Here is a 17,448-nt window from a genome sequence, read left to right as displayed (position 1 = left end):
GCCTGTCAGTTTCCTGTCAAAGCCGGTCGCAGGAAGTCGCCGCTGACGGTGACGGCGGGGGTGGAGGAGTCGCCGCCGACGACCAGGGTCGCAAAGGCGATGTCACCGTCGATGCCGGCGAACCAGCCGTGGGAGTGGGTGTTGTCGCCGAACTCGGCGGTGCCGGTCTTGCCGCCGAGGCCGGGGACGTCGCTCAGTGCGGTCGCCGTCCCGTCGGACACCGTCAGCAGCATCATCGCGCGCAGGTCGTCGGTGATCGCCTGCGGAATGGGCGCCGACGGTGGGTTGGCGGCCGTGGGCTGACCGACGACGAGCGTCGGCGTGATCGTCCGGCCGCGCCCGAGACTGGCCTCGGCCACGGCCAGCCCGAACGGGCTGACGGTGACGGTGCCCTGGCCGATGCCGTTCTCGACCTTCTGCGCCGGGGTGTCGGCGTTGGGCACGCGGCCGGTGATCGTGGTCAGGCCGGGGATGACGTAGTCGACGCCAATGCCGAACAGACGCGCCATGTTTGGCAGCGCGGCGGCGGGCAGCCGGTCGGCCAGCGCCGCCATCGTGGTGTTGCACGAGTGCGAGAACGCCGTCGACAGCGGCACGGTCCCAAGGTCGAATTCGTCCTCGTTGGGGATGGTCCGGTTCTCGATGGTGACGGTGCCGGGACACGGTTCGGGCGTATCGGGGGTCGCCAGTCCGGCCTGGATGGCGGCCGCGGTCGTGATCGTCTTGAACGTGGAGCCCGGCGGATAGGAGCCGGAGAACGCGATCGGGCCCTGGGCATCGGCCGCCGCGTTCTGCGCGGCAGCCAGGATGCCACCGGTCGATGGCGAAATGGCCACCAGCACCGCGGGTCTCGACTCGGTCGCCACGGCCTGCTGGGCCAGTGACTGCAGTCGGGTGTCGAGCGTGGTGCGGACGGGCGGGGTGTCCCGCGGCGGTGTCGAGGTGAGCTGCTCGGTCGGCGCGCCCTTGTCGCTGCCCTCGGTGGACACCAGCGTCACCGACCACCCCGCGCTCGCGTCGATGGCCTGCTGCCACAGCGCGGGCAGCCCGTCGATGGCGGGGGAGGACAGGTCGCGGTCGGCCGTCAGCAGCGCCCCCTGCTCGACGACCGTGACGCCGGGGAGCTGGGCGAGCTGATCGCGCACGCCGGCGAGATCGTCGGCGCGCAGCTTGACCACCGTGACGGTGTCGTCCTTGGTGCCCGCGAACTGACCGGCGATCGAGTCGGCGGTGATGGTCTGGTCGAAGGGCTGCAGCAGGGCGGCGAGCGGAGCCGCCGAGTCCTGGTGCTCCCGTGCCAGATCGACCACGCCGACCGTCTGCCACGTCATCAATGGTTGCCCGTCCCGATCGGTGACGGGGGTGAGGAAGTTCCTGTCGTCGCTGTACTGAAATGTCATGCCGGGCCGCAACTTCGGGTGCAACACCGTGGGATCCCAGTGCACGCGCCAGTCGTCGCCCGACTGCTGCGCGGTGGCCGTCGCGTCGTAGGTCAGCGTCTTGCCGGCGCCGAACGTCCACGAGTACGCGAGCTTCGCGGTCTTGTCGTCGTCACCGGACTGACTCGACGTGACCGTCACCCACGCGTCCTTGCCCATGCCGTCGAACATCGAGGAGATGGCTGCCGACGCGGCGTCCCGGTCGTCGGTGGCCGCAGCGGCCGCAGCGGGATCCCTGCGGGCCAGCGCTACGGCGAACGCGCTGAACGCATCTCGCGGGCTCGGACTGGAGAACAGCGAGCAGCCCGTCGCGGCCACGAGCAGAACGGTCGCCAGCAGCGACAGCGAGCGGCCTCTCGTCATGACCGGGCGGCAGCGACCTCGGCGAGCACGTCGAGGTGCTCGTCGACCGTCGTCAGCCCCGCGCGCATCGTGTTGACCGACAGGTGGGTCGCGCCCGCCCGTGACCACGCGGCGATCTGCGCGGCGACGGCGTCGACGTCGCCCTGCCAGGACACCCGCGCCTCCATGCCGATCGCGGCGGGATCGCGGCCCGCGTCGCGCGCACCGCGGGCCACCTCGGCGAGTGCCGCGTCGAGGTCCGGTCCCGGTTCCATCATGGGGAACCAGCCGTCGGCCAGGCGTCCCGCCCGCCGGTAGCCGGGCGCCGAGGCGGCCCCGATCCAGATCGGGATGGGCCGCTGGACGGGCAGCGGCGCCAAGCCCGCCCCGGTGACCTTGTCGAAGGTGCCGTCGAACGTCACCGACGGTTCGGTCCAGAGCCGACGCAGCAGCTCGATCTGCTCGGCGGACCGCTTGCCCCTGGTGCCGAAGTCCTCGCCGAGCGCCTCGTATTCGACGGCGTTCCAACCGATTCCGACGCCGAGGCGCAACCGGCCGCCGCTGAGCAGATCCACTTCGGCGGCCTGCTTGGCCACCAGCGCGGTCTGGCGCTGCGGCAGGATGACGACGCCGGTGACCAACTCGAGTGACTGCGTGAGTGCGGCCAGGAAGCCGAACATCACCAACGGTTCGTGAAACGTCGTGTGCACGTCGTAGGGCCCGTTCCACCCGGTGTGGACCGCCGGGTCCGCGCCGACGACGTGGTCGTAGGCCAGCAGGTGGGTGTACCCCAGTTCCTCGACTCGCTGGCCGTAGGCGCGCACCGCGCCGGGGTCACCGCCGAGCTCGGTTTGGGGAAAGACCACTCCGACGCGCATGGGCACCCTTTCGAATGGGAGGTGAACCATCCCATTCAACGCCATCGCCACCGACGGGCGACGGTAGGTGGGTGGGAACGCTAGGACGCGCCGACCGCGCGTCGCGGATGCCCGGTGGCCAGCCGGCGCGACTCCGGCGCGGTTTGCGGGTAACGCCGGTGGAGTCCGTCGATGAGCCGGTGTGCTTCGTAGAGTTCGCGCCGCAGGATGCCGGCGATCGGGTCTCGGCGAGAGTTGCCGCGTGCGCGGGCGCGCCGGTTGCGTTCGTCGGCGGCGGCCAGCTTGTGCGAGATGTCCTCGACGTGTCCGTACAGCTCGCTCAGCAGCGCCTTCGCCTGGGCGTTTCCTGCGTCTTCGACCACGGTGGGAAGTCTCTCATCATTTTCTAATGTGCGCACCTCCGGGGGCCCCGTAGCGACTACCCGAAGTGCGTCTCCGGACGCGGCAACCGCACGCCGTCGACCGTGACGTCGACCTTCTCGTTGAAGAACGCGACCAGGCCGGCGATCGGCGCGACCGCGGGGAGCGGATAGTCGTAGGTCCACGCCAGGTCGGGGTGCACGACACCGCCCGCCCGCACCGACCAGTAGCCCGTCGTCGTGCCCTTGTACGGGCACAGCGTCTCGGTGTCGGTCGGCGTCAGGTGTTCGAAGACCACGTCCGTGCGATCGACGTAATACCTTGTCGGCAAGCCGGTTTCGAAGAGCAGGACCGGACTGTGGGTGTCGGCGAGGAGGACGCCGTCGAGCTCGACGGTGACGTGGCGATGCGAGCGCAGGGCGTCGACGCGGCTGTACGGATTGCGGGGATGACCGACGATCCGCTCGTCCTCCTCGAACCAGTCGAGGCTGGCCCATTCGAACCGCACCAGACCCGCGACGGGCCCGTCGCCGTCGGCGTCGAACACCCGCACGGGCGGCTTGTCGTCGGCGCGACCGTCGATCGAGAACGATCTGGCGTGCCCGAATTGCAGACGCTGAGAATGGTTTTCGTCGACGAGCAGCGTGGAGTCGACGTCGTCGAGCGGTACGTAGTACTGCGGGTAGTAGGGCACCTCCCAGACGTAACGGGCGCGTGTCGTGTCGAACACCAGGCGGCCATCGGAGTAGCCGCGCACCCGCCGCGGAGCGGGTTCCACCCGGCCCCGTGCGGCGGCCATCTGCGGGTAGTCGGGAACGCTGCCATCGCTCATCGGTCCACCATAGGATTGCGGTCGCGGACGTTCACCGCCAACGGCAGGAGTCACCCCATGAAGCTCGAGAACGGCACTGCGCTGATCACCGGTTCCAGCGGCGGGATCGGTGAGGAATTCGCCGTGCAGCTGGCCAATCGGCAGGTCAACCTGGTGCTGGTGGCCCGGCGGGCCGAGAAGCTCGCCGAGTTGCGCGACAGCCTGCTGGCCCGCCACCCCGGTCTGCGCGTGGACGTCGTCGCCGCCGATCTGTCCCAGCCCGGATCGGCGGCCGAACTCGCCTCGGCGGTGCGCGATCTCGGATGCACGATCGACTTCCTCGTCAACAACGCCGGCGTGGGTCTGCACGGTGACTTCGCCGAACAGGACGCCGCCGCGAACGGTGCTCAGGTCCAACTGAATTGCGTGACGCTGGTCGAACTCACGGGGCTGTTCCTGCCGGCGATGGTCAGTGCGGGCCACGGGCTCATCCTCAACGTCGCGTCCACCGCGGCGTTCCAGCCCATCCCGGGGATGGCCGTCTACGGGGCGACGAAGGCGTTCGTGCTGTCGTTCACCGAGGCGCTCTGGCAGGAGACCAAGGGCAGTGGCGTGCGGGTGCTGACGCTGTGCCCCGGCGCCACCGAGACCGAGTTCTTCGCCCGCACCGGCGAGGACTTCCTCACCAGCGGCAGGCAAACGCCCCGGCAGGTCGTCGACACGGCGCTGTCCGCGCTGGACAAGTCGACGCCGACGGTGGTGTCGGGCCTGAAGAACGCGCTGCTCGCCTACGGCTACCGGTTCACGCCGCGCAAGGTGATGCTCGAAGTGTCCCAGCGACTCGTCAAGTCCGAATAGCGCCGCAGCTCACCGCGGTCGGCGCCGAGCCGTACCCGTCACGCAACGGTCTCCGCATTTGCTACGTGTCGCGTTGTGATGTGGCGCTCATTCTGGCTGGCAAATCTAAGAGCGCGTTACACGAGCCGCTGCTCAGGGGTTCTCAGAATGCTTTGCCACGCGCGACCCATCGCAGGCAGCGGGGGTCATCGACCTTGCTGGTGATAGATAACGAACGAATAACGGAAGATTTCCTAAAGATGTCATGAGAGGTTGTCGACGTTGCCGGCCGCGGCGGTCCGGCGATGCCCGGGGGCCCGTTCTTTCGTCGCTACACTCGACGTCGACCACGCCCAAGCGGCGTCGACCGGAACGAATCTATTGCCGGCCCCACGTGAGGCTGGCGGAGGTATCGAAGACCATGCCCAGTGTTTCTGCGCGCTCGCACAGTGTCACCGTCGAGAACAAGGACGTTGCCCTGCTGAAGTCGGCGACGATCGGCCGCGGCGCGATCTCCGACATCGCCGTGGCGGGCGGCACCCTGGCGGTGACCCACTTCGCCGAGGACTCGGTGGCCCTGCTGGACGCCGACACGCTGGCACCGCACCGCAGCACCGCGGTGGGGCAGCCCACGGCCGTTGCCCTCGGCGACGGTCGTGCCCACGTCGCCGTCTCGTCGGCCAGCTATGACGCCATCGCCGTCGTGGACACCGCGAGCGGTGACGTCCTGCGGGAGTACCCGCTGGCGTTCACGGTCACGGCCATCACCGCCAGCGCCGACGGCAAGCGCCTCTATGCCGCGCGGGCCGGCGAGACGGGAGTCGACGTCGCGGTCATCGACCTCACCGCCGAACGCGTCGGCACCATCTACGTCGCCAAGGGCGAGGACGCCGTGATCGACGCCCTGCGCCTGGACGCGTCGGGCCGTCGGCTGTACGTCGCCGTGTCCGACGCCCGCGGCAGCCGGCTCCTCACGGTGGACGTCGAATCCGCCCGCGTCCGGCGCACTTTGGAGATCGGGGCCCCGATTCGCGGTCTCGAACTCGGGATGGACAGCATTGCCTACGTGCTGACCTCCGACATCGCCGAGGGCGGCGTGCTGTACTTCGTGGACCTCGTCAAGAACGAGATCGTCGACCTCGCCCAGGTCGCCCAGACGCCCACCCAGCTCGCCATCGGCCCCGACGGCACCCGGGCCTACGTCGTCGACTACGACCACGTCGCGGTCGTCGACACCGAGGAGCGCGCGGTCGTCGCCGAGGTGTCGGTCGGTGCCCGTCCGTCCGCCGTCGCGACGCACGGCGACCGGCTCTACGTCGCCGACTACGACGGTGGCGTCACCACCTACGCGGTCGCCTCGCCGTCGCCGATGCTGTACTCGCAGTTCGAGAATGCCCCGTCACTCGTCGTGCCCGCCCGCCGCGAGCTGCAGCCGCTAGGCGTCTGAGGCCGGCCTACCGCCACTGGTAGCGCGTCTTCGGCCGACCCGTCCCGCCGTAGTCGGTGTGACGGGTGACGGTGCCGTTCTCGGCCAGCCGCTCCAGGTAGCGCCACGCGGTGACCCGAGACACCCCAACGCTTCTGGCGACCCCGTCGGCGGTCACGCCGTCGGCGGCATCGCGCACCGCCCGGGCGACGTCGTCGATCGTCTGCGGTGCCGCGCCCTTGGGCGTCACCGACTTGTCGGTGGCCGTGCGCATCTCGGCCAGCGCCCGGTCCACTTCGTCCTGACTGGCCGCGTCGACCCCGGCGGGCAGCGCCGAACGGTAGCGCCGGTAGCGTTCGAGCCGGTCGCGAAAGGCCGCGAACGTGAACGGTTTCAGCAGGTATGCCAGGGCGCCGTGGGCGACCGCCGCGCGCACCATCTCCAGGTCCCGCTCGGAGGTGATGGCGATGATGTCCGGCGCCGGACGCAGCCCGGCGAGTGCGGAGGCGAGGTTGATACCGCTCGCATCGGGCAGTCCGAGGTCCAGCAGCACCAGATCGATCGGGGTGTCGGTGGCCGCGGCCGCGGCGGCGGTCTGCATGGCCGCGCGGGCGGTGTGGGCGACCCCGACGGCCGAATATCCTTGCAGGCGAGCCAGATACGTACGGTGTGCCTCGGCGATCAGCGGATCGTCCTCGACGATCAGCACGGTGATCACGGGACTCGCCACGGTACCGTCGCCGTCACGACCGACCCGTAGCTCACGGCGGCGGTGAGCGTGCCGTGGTGCCGTCGCACCACCTGCGCCACCAGCGCGAGGCCGAGGCCGTGCTGGCCCGGCTCGGCGGTCTTGGTCGAATATCCGCGCCGGACGGCACGTTCGAAGGTCTCGGCGTCCATGCCCGCGCCGCTGTCGGCGACCCGCAGCGAGAGGTCGCCCTGCTGCAGTGCCACCGTCACCTCCACCCATGGATCGTCGCGGTCACACGCATCCATCGCGTTGTCGATGAGGTTGCCCAGCACGGTGATCATCTCCTGCGCGGACAGCGGTGGGTCGTCCTGATCGCCGGGCAGATGGGTGTCCTCGGTGACCGACAGCGCGATGCCCCGTTCGTCGGCCTGCGCGATCTTGCCGAGGAGCAGCGCGACCAGTGCGGGCTCACCGACGTCATACGACAGCCGGTCCACCAGGCGCTGCGACAGGGCCAGCTCCTCCGTCGCGAACCGGACGGCGTCCTCCGGTCTGCCCATCTCGACCATGGCGATCACGGTGTGCAGCTTGTTGGCGGCCTCATGGGCCTGCGCGCGCAGCGAGTCCGTCAGCACCTGCAGCGAGCTCAATTCGCCGAGTGCGCCTTGCAATTCGGTGCGATCGCGCACCGTGACGACCTCCGAGTGCTCCGAGTGGGCGACGGGCGCACGGTTCACGACGAGCACCCGGTCGTCGGTCACGTGCACCTCGTCGCGGGCGCCGGGGTCGTTCTCACGGAGGAACTCCGGCAGATCGGCGAGCGTCACGTCGCCCGCGGTGAGTCCGAGGAGGCGGCGCGCCTCGTCGTTGACCAGGACCACCCGATCGCGGTCGAGCACGACGAGCCCCTCGGACACCGAATGCAGGATGGCGTCGTGGTGTTCGTACATCACGCGCAGTTCCTCGGGTGCCAGGCCGTGCGTCTGGCGGAGCAGGCGGCGACGGATCGCCCACACCCCGATCAACGAAAGGGCAAGGGCGCCAAGGCCGACGGCGGCGATCATCGGCCACTGCTCGTGCCATCGCTGCGCCAGCGTCTGCAGCGTGATGCCCGCCGACACCAGCCCGACGACCCGGCCATACGCATCGCGGACCGGCGCCACCGCCCGGATGGACGGCCCCAGCGTCCCGGTATAGACCTCGCTGAACGTCTCGCCGCGTAGCGCGGGTTCGATGGTGCCCAGATAGTGGCCGCCGATCTGGCTGGGATCGGTGTGGGTGAACCGGGTGCCGTCCGGCGACATGATGGTGATGAACGCGATGTCGGTGTTCGTCCGCACCGCCTCGGTGACCGGCTGCAAGACCTGAGTGGCCCGGCCGGACTCGATCGCCTGCGCCGTGGACGGGGCATCCGCCAGCGCGGTGGCGATGCCGACCACCTGCTGGCGCGCGGCGGAGTCGCCGTCGCGACGCGCATCGAGCACGGCCAGCACGCCGCCGACCAGCACCACCACCACGATCACGGCGACCTGGAGCGCGATGGCCTGGCCTGCCAGTGAGCGCGGCCACCACCTGCGCATCGCGCCTCCGTCTGCGGTTGAACGAAATGAACTAAAGCGTGACGGGCATCACTTTTCCTACCAGGATCCTCTCAGACCTCACACCTGGCCCACCGTAGGAGAACCGCCATGACCGACCACGTGGACACGCCCGTCCCACCCACCAAGCAGAAACGCGACCGCACCCACTGGCTCTACCTCGCCGTCATCGTCGCGGTGCTCGCGGGCGTCGCCGTCGGACTGCTGGCACCCGGGGTCGGCAAGAGCGTCGGCGTGCTGGGCACCATGTTCGTCAGCCTGATCAAGATGATGATCGTCCCGGTCATCTTCTGCACCATCGTGCTGGGCATCGGCAAGGTGCGCGCGGCGGCGACCGTCGGCAAGGTCGGCGGGCTCGCCTTCGTGTACTTCATGGCGATGTCGACCGTCGCCCTGGCGATCGGCCTCGTCGTCGGCAACCTCTTGAGCCCCGGCACCGGCCTCAACCTGAGCGCGACGTCGTCGAAGGGCAGTCAGCTGGCCGAACAGGCCCACGAGGCCGGCGGCTTGATGGAGTTCGTCCAGCACATCATCCCGACCTCGCTGCTCTCATCGCTCACCGAGGGAAACGTGTTGCAGGCCTTGTTCATTGCGCTCCTCGTCGGCTTCGCGCTGCTGAGCATGGGCAGCGCGGGCGAGGGCATACTGCGCGGCATCGAGTCGGTCCAGAAGCTGGTGTTCAAGGTGCTGTCGATGATCCTGTGGCTGGCGCCGATCGGGGCGTTCGGGGCGATCGCCAACGTCGTCGGGCAGACCGGCTGGAGCGCCGTCACGCAGCTGCTGACGCTGATGCTCGGGTTCTACGTCACCTGCGTGCTGTTCGTCTTCGGCGTGCTCGGCGTGCTGCTGCGCGCTGTCGCCGGGGTGTCGATCTTCCGCCTGGTGCGCTACCTGGCCCGCGAGTACCTGCTGATCTTCGCCACGTCGTCCTCGGAGTCGGCGCTGCCCCGGTTGATCGCCAAGATGGAACACCTCGGCGTGGAGAAGACGACCGTCGGCGTGGTGGTCCCGACCGGCTACTCGTTCAACCTCGACGGCACGGCGATCTACCTGACGATGGCCTCGCTGTTCGTCGCCGACGCGATGGGCAAACCGCTCGCGCTCGCCGAACAGATCTCGCTGCTGGTGTTCATGATCGTCGCGTCCAAGGGTGCGGCGGGCGTGAGCGGAGCGGGTCTCGCGACGCTGGCGGGCGGCCTGCAGAGCCACCGCCCCGACCTGCTCGACGGCGTCGGCCTCATCGTCGGCATCGACCGCTTCATGTCCGAGGCGCGCGCGGTCACCAACTTCTCCGGCAACGCCGTCGCCACGTTGCTCGTCGGAGCCTGGACGAGGACCGTCGACCGCGATCAGGTCGACCGGGTGCTCGCCGGCGGAGACCCGTTCAACGAGTCGACGATGGTGGACGACCACGGTTCCCGCGCCGAAGAACCCGTGCAGGCGAAGGTCCCTGCGCGGGCGTAGGGCGCGCTGGAGGAGGACCCGGTCGTCTCGCCCCGGCCGGGTCCTTCGGCGTCAGACCGTCAGCCCGTGCAATTCAGCGAGACCGAGATCGTCTGACTCGTCACCTGGGGGATGAGCACGCGATCGCCCCCGTTGCCGGGTCCGACGTAGGGCACCAGTTGCGAATTCGTGTGCGGATTCCGCACGCTGGTCACGTAGCACTGCGAGATGGGTGCGGTACCCACCTTGTCGATGTTGACCGTGTAGCCCTGCGACTGCAGGCGATCGATGGTCTCCTGCGCGGTCTCCGCGGTGGCCACCGCCGTCGGTATCACGGCGGCTCCACATATCCCGATGGCCGCGGCGGCGACCGTCCACCCGATGCGCATGAGCAGCCTCCCGTGACGTCTTTGGCAATCATCCTCCACCCGACGGCGGATGGGAACTCTGCGCGGTGCCCCGAACTGCGAACGTCGATCGCCGCCACGGCTAGCATCGCGGCCATGCAGAGCACCATGCAGGACGTCCCGCTGACCGTCGCGACGATCATGCGCTACGCCTGCGAGGTCAACGGTGAACGCACCGTCAGCACCGCGACGGGTGACGGCGGGCAGCGCACCGCGACCTACCGCGAACTCGGCGAGCAGGCGGGCCGCCTCGCCAACGCGCTGCGGGCACTCGGCGTGACCGGGGACGACCGGGTCGGCACCTTCATGTGGAACAACGCCGAACATCTCGCGGCCTACCTCGCCGTGCCGTCGATGGGTGCGGTGCTGCACACGCTCAACATCCGGCTGTCGGCCGAGCAGATCGCCTACATCGCCAACGAGGCGGCGGACGCGGTGATCATCGCCGACCTGTCGCTGACCGGGCAGCTGGCACCCGTGCTGCCGCTGCTGCAGACCGTGCGCACGGTGCTCGCCGTCGGCGACGGCGACCTCGGTCCGCTGCAGAGCGCCGGGGTGCAGGTGCTGCGCTACGACGAGGTCCTGGCGGCCCAGTCACCGGTATTCGACTGGCCGGAGCTCGTCGAAACCGACGCCGCTGCAATGTGTTACACCAGCGGCACGACGGGCAACCCGAAGGGCGTCGTCTACAGCCACCGCTCCAGCTATCTGCACGCGATGAGCACGTGCACCGCCAACACGCTCGGCATCGGGGCCGCGGACTCGGTGCTGCCGATCGTGCCGATGTTCCACGCCAACGCCTGGGGGCTGCCCTACGCCGCCCTGATGGCCGGCGCCGACCTGGTGCTCACCGACCGCTTCCTCGACGCCGCGTCGATCATCGGCGTCATCGAGACGTGCCGTCCCACGGTCGCCGGTGCCGTGCCGACCATCTGGAACGACGTCATGCACCGTCTGGATGCCGAACCGGGACATGACATCTCGTCACTGCGACTGGTGTCGTGCGGGGGATCGGCGGTGCCCGTGTCGCTGATGCAGGCGTACGAGGAGAAGTTCGACGTCCAGATCCGCCAGCTGTGGGGGATGACGGAGACCTCGCCGGTGGCGACGATGGCCTGGCCGCCGCCCGGGGCCAGCGCCGAGGAGCACTGGGCCCTGCGCGGCACCCAGGGCAGACCGATGTGCGGCGTCGAGGTGCGCATCGTCGACGACGCGGGCGATCCACTGCCCAACGACGGCAAGGCGGTCGGCGAACTGGAGGTGCGCGGGCCGTGGATCACCGGCGCGTACTTCCGCGACCGGGATCCGGAGAAGTTCGCCAGCGGGTGGTTGCGCACCGGGGACGTCGGCCGCGTCGACCCGCTCGGCTACGTGACGCTGACCGACCGCGCCAAGGACGTCATCAAGTCCGGCGGCGAATGGATCTCGTCGGTCGACCTGGAGAACCACCTCATCGCACACCCCGCGGTGGTGGAGGCCGCCGTCGTCGGCGTGCCCGACGAGCGCTGGCAGGAGCGACCTCTCGCGGCCGTGGTGCTCGACGACGACGCCGAGGTCACTCCCGCGGAACTGCGAGAGTTCCTGGCGGACAAGGTCGTTCGCTGGTGGCTACCCGAGCGGTGGACGTTCGTCGACGCCGTCCCGCGCACCAGCGTCGGCAAGTACGACAAGAAGACCATCCGCGCCCGGCATGCCGAGGGCCTCTACGACGTGGTCACCCTCTCCCGCGAGCAGACGTAAACGGCCCTCTTCTGCGGCGTGTCAGGGCCTTTTCCGTCTGCTCGCCGGATCAACGCTCGGCGCGCTGGTAGGCCGTCACGACCGCGGCGCCGCCGAGGCCGATGTTGTGCTGCAGCGCCGCGGTCACGCCGTCGACCTGTCGCTTGTCGGCGGTACCGCGCAACTGCCAGGTCAGCTCCGCGCACTGCGCCAGGCCCGTGGCGCCGAGTGGATGACCCTTCGAGATCAGCCCGCCCGACGGGTTGACCACCCAGCGTCCGCCGTAGGTGGTGTCGCCGTCGTCGATCAGCGCGGGCGCCTCGCCCTCGCCGCAGAGTCCCAGCGCCTCGTAGAGCAGCAGTTCGTTGGCCGAGAAGCAGTCGTGCAGCTCGATCACCTGGAAGTCCGCCGGCCCGAGCCCCGACTGGTCGTAAACCTGTTGGGACGCTTGGACGTTCATGTCGTAGCCGATGATGTTGGCGGCACTGCCGTCGAACGTGCTGGCGAAGTCGGTGGTCATGGCCTGTCCGACGATCTCGACGGCCTGCCCCGCGAGCCCGTGCCGGTCGACGAACGCCTCGCTGACGACGATCGCGGCGCCGGAACCGTCCGACGTCGGCGAGCACTGCAGCTTGGTCAGCGGATCGGAGATCATCCGGGCGCCGAGGACGTCGTCGAGCGAGTACTCCTCCTGGAACTGCGCATACGGGTTGTTGACCGAGTGCTTGTGGTTCTTGTAGCCGATCTTCGCGAAGTGTTCGGCGGTGGTGCCGTACTTCTTCATGTGCTCGCGGCCGGCGGCGCCGAACATCCACGGTGCCACGGGAAAGGCGAACTCGTCGATCTCCGCGAGCGCCTTGACGTGGTTGCCGAGCGGCGACTCGCGATCCTGCGCACCCCCGCCGAGTGAGCCGGGCTGCATCTTCTCGAAGCCGAGCGCGATGACGCAGTCGGCCAGCCCGCCGCGAATGGACTGCGCGGCCAGATACAGCGCCGTCGAGCCGGTGGAGCAATTGTTGTTCACGTTGACGATGGGGATGCCCGTCATGCCTAGCTCGTAGAGCGCCCGCTGGCCCGACGTCGAGTCCCCCGAGCAGTACCCGACGTAGCCCTGCTGCACCTCGTCGTAGCCGATGCCGGCGTCGTCGAGTGCCTTGGTGCCCGACTCCTTGGCCATCTGGGGATAGTCCCAGCCCTCCCGGCGGCCCGGCTTCTCGAACTTGGTCATGCCGACGCCCACCACGAATACCCGGTTCGTCATGCTCATCCCTTCGCTACGTTGCGTTGCTCGAAACGAAACAGCAGGCCCGCCCCGTGGTGTAGATCTGGGTAGAACGTGTTCTAGTTCGGGACGCCGAGGGGAGTGTCGAGTGGCGTTGCGCGTCGTGCAGTGGGCAACCGGCGGAGTGGGCATCGCGGCCATCAGGGGCGTGCTCGAGCATCCCGATCTCGAACTGGCCGGCTGCTGGGTCCATTCGGAGGCCAAGAGCGGCCGCGACGTCGGCGACCTCATCGGCGGCACACCCCTCGGGGTGACGGCCACCCACAGCGTGGACGACGTCCTCGCCCTGGACGCCGACGCCGTGATCTACTCGCCGCTGCTGCCCGACCCCGGCGAGGTCGCCGCGCTGCTGCGCTCCGGCAAGAACGTCGTCACGCCCGTCGGGTGGTTCTACCCCGGCGAGAAGGAGGCGGGCCCGCTGCGGGCGGCCGCGCAGGAGGGCGGTGTCACGCTGCACGGCACGGGCATCGCCCCCGGCGGCATCAGCGACAAGTTCCCCCTGATGATGTCGATCATGTCCACCGGCGTGACATTCGTTCGCGCAGAAGAGTTCTCGGATCTGCGCACCTACGATGCGCCCGATGTGCTGCGCTACGTCATGGGCTTCGGCGACACCCCGGAGAAGGCGTTGACGGGCCCGATGCAGAAGCTGCTCGACGGGGGATTCGTCCAGTCGGTGAGGATGATCGTCGACACGGTGGGCTTCCGCGCCGACCCGCACATCCGCTCCACCCAGGAGATCTCGGTCGCGACGGCCCCCATCGACACCCCGATGGGGGCGATCCAGCCCGGGCAGGTGGCCGGCCGAAAGTTCCACTGGGAGGCCCTCGTCGACGACGAGCCCGTCGTCCGGGTGACGGTCAACTGGTTCATGGGTCAGGAGAACCTCGATCCGCCATGGACGTTCGGCCCCGCCGGGGAGCGCTACGAGATGGAGGCCAAGGGCAATCCGGACTTCACCGTGACCGTCAAGGGCTTTCAGCCCGAGAGCGTCGCGGCGGGGCTGGTGTCCAACAACGGCATCGTCGCGACGGCCGCGCACTGCGTCAACTCGATACCCGCGGTGTGCGCCGCCGCGCCGGGCATCGCCACCTACCTCGACCTGCCGCTCATCAGCGGCAAGGCTGCACCGCACCTGCGCTAGGCCCTCCCCGCGAGCAGACGCAAACGGCCCTCGAATGCCACTCTTCAGGGCCCTTTGCGTCTGCTCGGCGGGAAAACGCTAGGGCTGCACCAGGATTCGGATGGGGTCACCCGCGGCCGTCTCGAGTTTCTCGATACCCTGCGCCACCTGTTCGAGCGGCACGATCTCGCTGATCGACCGCGACAGGTCGAGCCTGCCGAGGGACACCAGCGCGGCCAGGGTGCCGATGTCGGCGTTCTGGTAGCCGAGATGTCCCAGCACCTGACGCTTGAGCAGGTTGAACAGCGCCGTCGGACCGATCGACGGGGCATCGGCGCTCATGCCGACGCCCACCAACCGGCCGCCGACGGTCAGGCTGTTGAGCGCCTGCTCGAACGTCGACCCCAGCCCCACGGCGTCGAAGGCCACGTCGAGGTTGCAGCCGCCCGTCGCGCCGGCGATCTTGGCACCGAGGTCGGGGTCGCGGGCGTCGAAGGCGTGGTCCGCGCCGACCGCGAGCGCCCGCTCCAGGATGGCGGGCTTCACGTCGACCGCGATGATCGGTGCGGCCCCGACGAGGCGCGCCAACTGGACGACGTGCGTGCCGAGACCGCCGACGCCCCACACCCCGACGGATTCGCCGATGCCGACCTGGCCGGTGCGCACGACGGCCCCGTACGGCGTCGACACCGCGTCGGCGAGGATGGCGGCCTGCTCGAGGGGCACGTTGTCCGGAACCCTGGTCAGTCCGACGGCCTGTGCCAAGGTGTACTCCGCCCAGGCGCCGTCGTACGCGAACGCCATCAGGCGCAGGCGCAGACAGTTGGAGACGTCGCCCCGGCGGCAGTTCACGCACTCCAGGCAGGGTTTGCCCGCGGCCACCACGACCCGGTCGCCCTCGGTCCAGCCGGTCACGCCCGGGCCCAGTTTGGCGACCGTGCCCGACGCCTCGTGGCCCTGCGTGACGACGGGTAGCTGCGACGGGAAGGTGCCGTTGATGAGGCTGAGGTCCGAGTGGCAGATGCCGCAGAACGCCACCTTCACCAGCACCTCGCCGGGGCCGGGCTCCGGGATCGGAACGTCCTCCACCGCAACCGTCTTGGAGTCCGCGTAGAACCGTTGCGCCCGCATCGTGTCAGCCATCTGCATCCCTTCGCCCCGCGAAACCACGGTTGTTGCGGGCAATCGGTGGAGAACCCGCCAACAACCGTAGTCCCGGCGCCCTGGCACACTCGGATGCCGTGACGACACGTGGACTGGTGTTGGCCGGCGGCGGGCTCGCGGGCATTGCCTGGGAGACCGGCATCCTGCAGGGCATCGCCGACGAGGCACCCGACGCCGCCACGGCACTGCTCGACGCGGACGTCCTGCTCGGCACGTCGGCGGGGTCGACGGTCGCCGCCCAGCTCGGCGGCGGCGCGACGCTCGCCGACCTGTTCGCCGCGCAGCTGTCGGAGGAGACCCACGAGCTCGACCCCGGCGTCAGCATCGACCGGCTCGTCGAGCAGTTCACGGCCGCGCTGGACGACCCCGCCGCGACCCGGGAGGAGCGTCTGCGGCGGGTGGGCGCGCTGGCGCTGTCCACCGAGACGGTCTCCGAATCCGTGCGACGCGCGGTCATCGCGCACCGGCTACCGGTGCGGGAGTGGCCGCAGCGGGTGCTGCGGGTGACGGCCATCGACGTGGCCACCGGCGAGCTGCTGGTGCTGGACCGCAACTCCGGCATCGCCCTGGTGGATGCCGTCGCGGCCAGCTGCGCGGTGCCGGGCGCCTGGCCACCCGTCACCGTCGGCGAGCGTCGCCTCATGGACGGCGGCGTGGGCAGTTCGGTGAACATCGCCGCCGCGTCGGACTGCGACGCCGTCGTGGTGCTGGTGCCCTCCGGGGAGACGACGCCGTCGCCCTTCGGAGATGGTGCGGCGCAAGAGATTTCGAGCTTCCAGGGTCAGACGCTGGCCGTGTTCGCCGACGACGCGTCGCTGGCGGCGTTCGGACCCAATCCCCTCGACCCGGCCTGCCGCATCCCGTCGGCGAACGCCGGTCGCGACCAGGGTCGCCGTGAGGCGCGCCGGGTCGCACGATTCCTAGGGGTGTCCTAGGGGTGTAGCGACCGCGGCACCAGCGCGTCGAGGGCAGCCGCGGCGAGTTCCTGCCCGATGTCGATGACCTCGTCGGCGCGGTGGAACTCCAGACTCCTTGCGGCCGTGCGGGGTACCTCGATCAGCAGGTCGGGCGGATGGGCGGCGAGCGTGTGCCGCATCAGGGCCGCCTGCGCCACGTCGATCGAGCGGTTCATCACCTCGAAGCCGCTCAGCCGCGGGACCGAGGACTCGGTGTGGTCGTCGTGGTCGTCGGTCTCCACGCCGTCGTTGGCGAACCGGCTGAGCACGGTCCTGGCGGCGGGGGTGTCGAGCAGCGTGCGGGCGGTCGCGGTGTCGAGGAGGGCCGTCGTGCTGCGCCACATCCGATTCAGCAACTCGGTCGTCGGCCCGGGTCCGGGCTGGCGCTGGGCATGCGTTGGATCGTCGCCGCCGAGGCTGACGGCGATCCTGAGGTCGGCGTTGACCGCGGCCAGCGGCGCCATCGGTAGCGGGTCGAGGATGCCGCCGTCCGCGAGCAACCGGCCGTCGAGCACGTGCGGCTTGATGACGCCGGGGATGGCGATGGAGGCGCGGATGGCCGCGTCGACCGGACCGCGTTGCAACCACACCGACGTGCCGGCGACGAGGTCCGTCGTGACCGCGGTGAACGGCACCGGGAGGTCCTCGATCACCGTCGCGCCGATGATCTCGCGCACGGCGTCGAGGATCTTCTCCGCCCGCAGCACCCCGGCCGACGTCAGCGACGGGTCGAGCAGGCGGAGCACGGCGCGCTGCGTGAGCGAACTGGCCCACGCGGCGTACTCGTCGAGCTTGCCCGCCGCCTCCAACCCGCCGACCAGCGCTCCCATCGACGACCCGGAGATGCCGACGATCTGGTGGCCGCGCTCGCGCAATTCGTTGATGACGCCGATGTGCGCGTAGCCGCGGGCGCCACCGCTGCCCAGACAGAGCGCCACTCGCATGGGTTTCATCATCCCGGGTTGAATCGGC

The 17,448-nt window shown here is 69.7% G+C and carries 16 protein-coding genes; 6 read left to right on the top strand and 10 right to left on the bottom strand.

Annotated elements, in window-relative coordinates; translation table 11 throughout:
• Positions 1 to 5: 5 nt before the first annotated feature.
• The 4 genes from G6N60_RS21480 to G6N60_RS21465 form a co-directional block, all read right to left on the bottom strand.
• A complete protein-coding gene (locus tag G6N60_RS21480; RefSeq protein WP_163741063.1) occupies positions 6 to 1,802 on the bottom strand; it encodes a penicillin-binding transpeptidase domain-containing protein in 1,797 nt (598 codons plus the stop codon).
• A complete protein-coding gene (locus G6N60_RS21475; RefSeq protein ID WP_163741061.1) occupies positions 1,799 to 2,659 on the bottom strand; it encodes an LLM class F420-dependent oxidoreductase in 861 nt (286 codons plus the stop codon). The genes G6N60_RS21480 and G6N60_RS21475 overlap by 4 nt, the downstream gene beginning before the upstream one ends.
• A gap of 80 nt (positions 2,660 to 2,739) precedes the next feature.
• Positions 2,740 to 3,021: a hypothetical protein gene (locus G6N60_RS21470; protein ID WP_163741059.1), complete on the bottom strand. Its 282-nt coding sequence runs from the start codon at positions 3,019 to 3,021 to the stop codon at positions 2,740 to 2,742.
• A 56-nt stretch (positions 3,022 to 3,077) separates the two neighbouring features.
• Positions 3,078 to 3,851, bottom strand: a complete 774-nt coding sequence (locus G6N60_RS21465; RefSeq protein WP_163741057.1) for a DUF427 domain-containing protein — start codon at positions 3,849 to 3,851, stop codon at positions 3,078 to 3,080.
• 57 nt (positions 3,852 to 3,908) lie between these two features.
• On the opposite strand from G6N60_RS21465, the gene G6N60_RS21460 reads away from it, so the two are divergent.
• Together G6N60_RS21460 and G6N60_RS21455 are read left to right on the top strand one after the other, a co-directional pair.
• Positions 3,909 to 4,688: an SDR family NAD(P)-dependent oxidoreductase gene (locus G6N60_RS21460; protein ID WP_163741054.1), complete on the top strand. Its 780-nt coding sequence runs from the start codon at positions 3,909 to 3,911 to the stop codon at positions 4,686 to 4,688.
• Positions 4,689 to 5,088: 400 nt separating this feature from the next.
• The gene (locus G6N60_RS21455) at positions 5,089 to 6,114 is read left to right on the top strand and encodes an MmpL3/TtfA transport complex stabilizer (protein ID WP_163741052.1); all 1,026 of its coding nucleotides are present in this window, start codon (positions 5,089 to 5,091) and stop codon (positions 6,112 to 6,114) included.
• A gap of 7 nt (positions 6,115 to 6,121) precedes the next feature.
• Here G6N60_RS21455 and G6N60_RS21450 read toward each other — a convergent pair whose 3' ends face one another.
• Both G6N60_RS21450 and G6N60_RS21445 read right to left on the bottom strand, forming a co-directional pair.
• Positions 6,122 to 6,811 (bottom strand): response regulator, encoded by a 690-nt coding sequence (locus tag G6N60_RS21450; protein WP_179969723.1) that lies wholly within the window; start codon positions 6,809 to 6,811, stop codon positions 6,122 to 6,124.
• Entirely contained in the window at positions 6,808 to 8,364 is a 1,557-nt protein-coding gene (locus tag G6N60_RS21445; protein ID WP_163741048.1) for a sensor histidine kinase, read from the bottom strand. Before G6N60_RS21445 ends, G6N60_RS21450 begins: the two co-directional genes overlap by 4 nt.
• A 108-nt stretch (positions 8,365 to 8,472) precedes the next feature.
• Here G6N60_RS21445 and G6N60_RS21440 point away from each other — a divergent pair, with 108 nt between their 5' ends.
• Positions 8,473 to 9,846: a cation:dicarboxylate symporter family transporter gene (locus tag G6N60_RS21440; RefSeq protein ID WP_163741046.1), complete on the top strand. Its 1,374-nt coding sequence runs from the start codon at positions 8,473 to 8,475 to the stop codon at positions 9,844 to 9,846.
• A gap of 59 nt (positions 9,847 to 9,905) precedes the next feature.
• Here the strand turns inward: G6N60_RS21440 and G6N60_RS21435 are convergent, their stop codons facing one another.
• Positions 9,906 to 10,214, bottom strand: coding sequence for a hypothetical protein (locus G6N60_RS21435; RefSeq protein WP_163741044.1), 309 nt, complete (start codon positions 10,212 to 10,214; stop codon positions 9,906 to 9,908).
• A 114-nt stretch (positions 10,215 to 10,328) separates the two neighbouring features.
• Here G6N60_RS21435 and G6N60_RS21430 point away from each other — a divergent pair, with 114 nt between their 5' ends.
• Positions 10,329 to 11,972 carry a long-chain fatty acid--CoA ligase gene (locus G6N60_RS21430; RefSeq protein ID WP_163741041.1) on the top strand — a complete coding sequence of 548 codons (1,644 nt, stop codon included), beginning with the start codon at positions 10,329 to 10,331 and terminating at the stop codon, positions 11,970 to 11,972.
• Positions 11,973 to 12,021: 49 nt separating this feature from the next.
• Here G6N60_RS21430 and G6N60_RS21425 read toward each other — a convergent pair whose 3' ends face one another.
• Positions 12,022 to 13,212, bottom strand: a complete 1,191-nt coding sequence (locus tag G6N60_RS21425; RefSeq protein ID WP_163741039.1) for a lipid-transfer protein — start codon at positions 13,210 to 13,212, stop codon at positions 12,022 to 12,024.
• A 109-nt stretch (positions 13,213 to 13,321) separates the two neighbouring features.
• Here G6N60_RS21425 and G6N60_RS21420 point away from each other — a divergent pair, with 109 nt between their 5' ends.
• The gene (locus tag G6N60_RS21420) at positions 13,322 to 14,377 is read left to right on the top strand and encodes an NAD(P)H-dependent amine dehydrogenase family protein (RefSeq protein ID WP_163741037.1); all 1,056 of its coding nucleotides are present in this window, start codon (positions 13,322 to 13,324) and stop codon (positions 14,375 to 14,377) included.
• 78 nt (positions 14,378 to 14,455) lie between these two features.
• On the opposite strand, the gene G6N60_RS21415 is transcribed toward G6N60_RS21420, so the two are convergent.
• The gene (locus G6N60_RS21415) at positions 14,456 to 15,499 is read right to left on the bottom strand and encodes a zinc-binding dehydrogenase (protein WP_163741035.1); all 1,044 of its coding nucleotides are present in this window, start codon (positions 15,497 to 15,499) and stop codon (positions 14,456 to 14,458) included.
• Positions 15,500 to 15,597: 98 nt separating this feature from the next.
• Here G6N60_RS21415 and G6N60_RS21410 point away from each other — a divergent pair, with 98 nt between their 5' ends.
• Positions 15,598 to 16,455 carry a patatin-like phospholipase family protein gene (locus G6N60_RS21410; RefSeq protein WP_179969722.1) on the top strand — a complete coding sequence of 286 codons (858 nt, stop codon included), beginning with the start codon at positions 15,598 to 15,600 and terminating at the stop codon, positions 16,453 to 16,455.
• Here the strand turns inward: G6N60_RS21410 and G6N60_RS21405 are convergent.
• Positions 16,452 to 17,420 carry a patatin-like phospholipase family protein gene (locus G6N60_RS21405; RefSeq protein ID WP_163741033.1) on the bottom strand — a complete coding sequence of 323 codons (969 nt, stop codon included), beginning with the start codon at positions 17,418 to 17,420 and terminating at the stop codon, positions 16,452 to 16,454. The genes G6N60_RS21410 and G6N60_RS21405 overlap by 4 nt on opposite strands.
• Positions 17,421 to 17,448 lie beyond the last annotated feature (28 nt).

Origin of the sequence: Mycolicibacterium madagascariense (genome assembly GCF_010729665.1) — a bacterium.
GTDB classification, from domain to species: Bacteria; Actinomycetota; Actinomycetes; order Mycobacteriales; family Mycobacteriaceae; genus Mycobacterium; species Mycobacterium madagascariense.
Note: the sequence above shows the minus strand (reverse complement) of the source record. Positions and strands in the feature narration are given on the sequence as shown.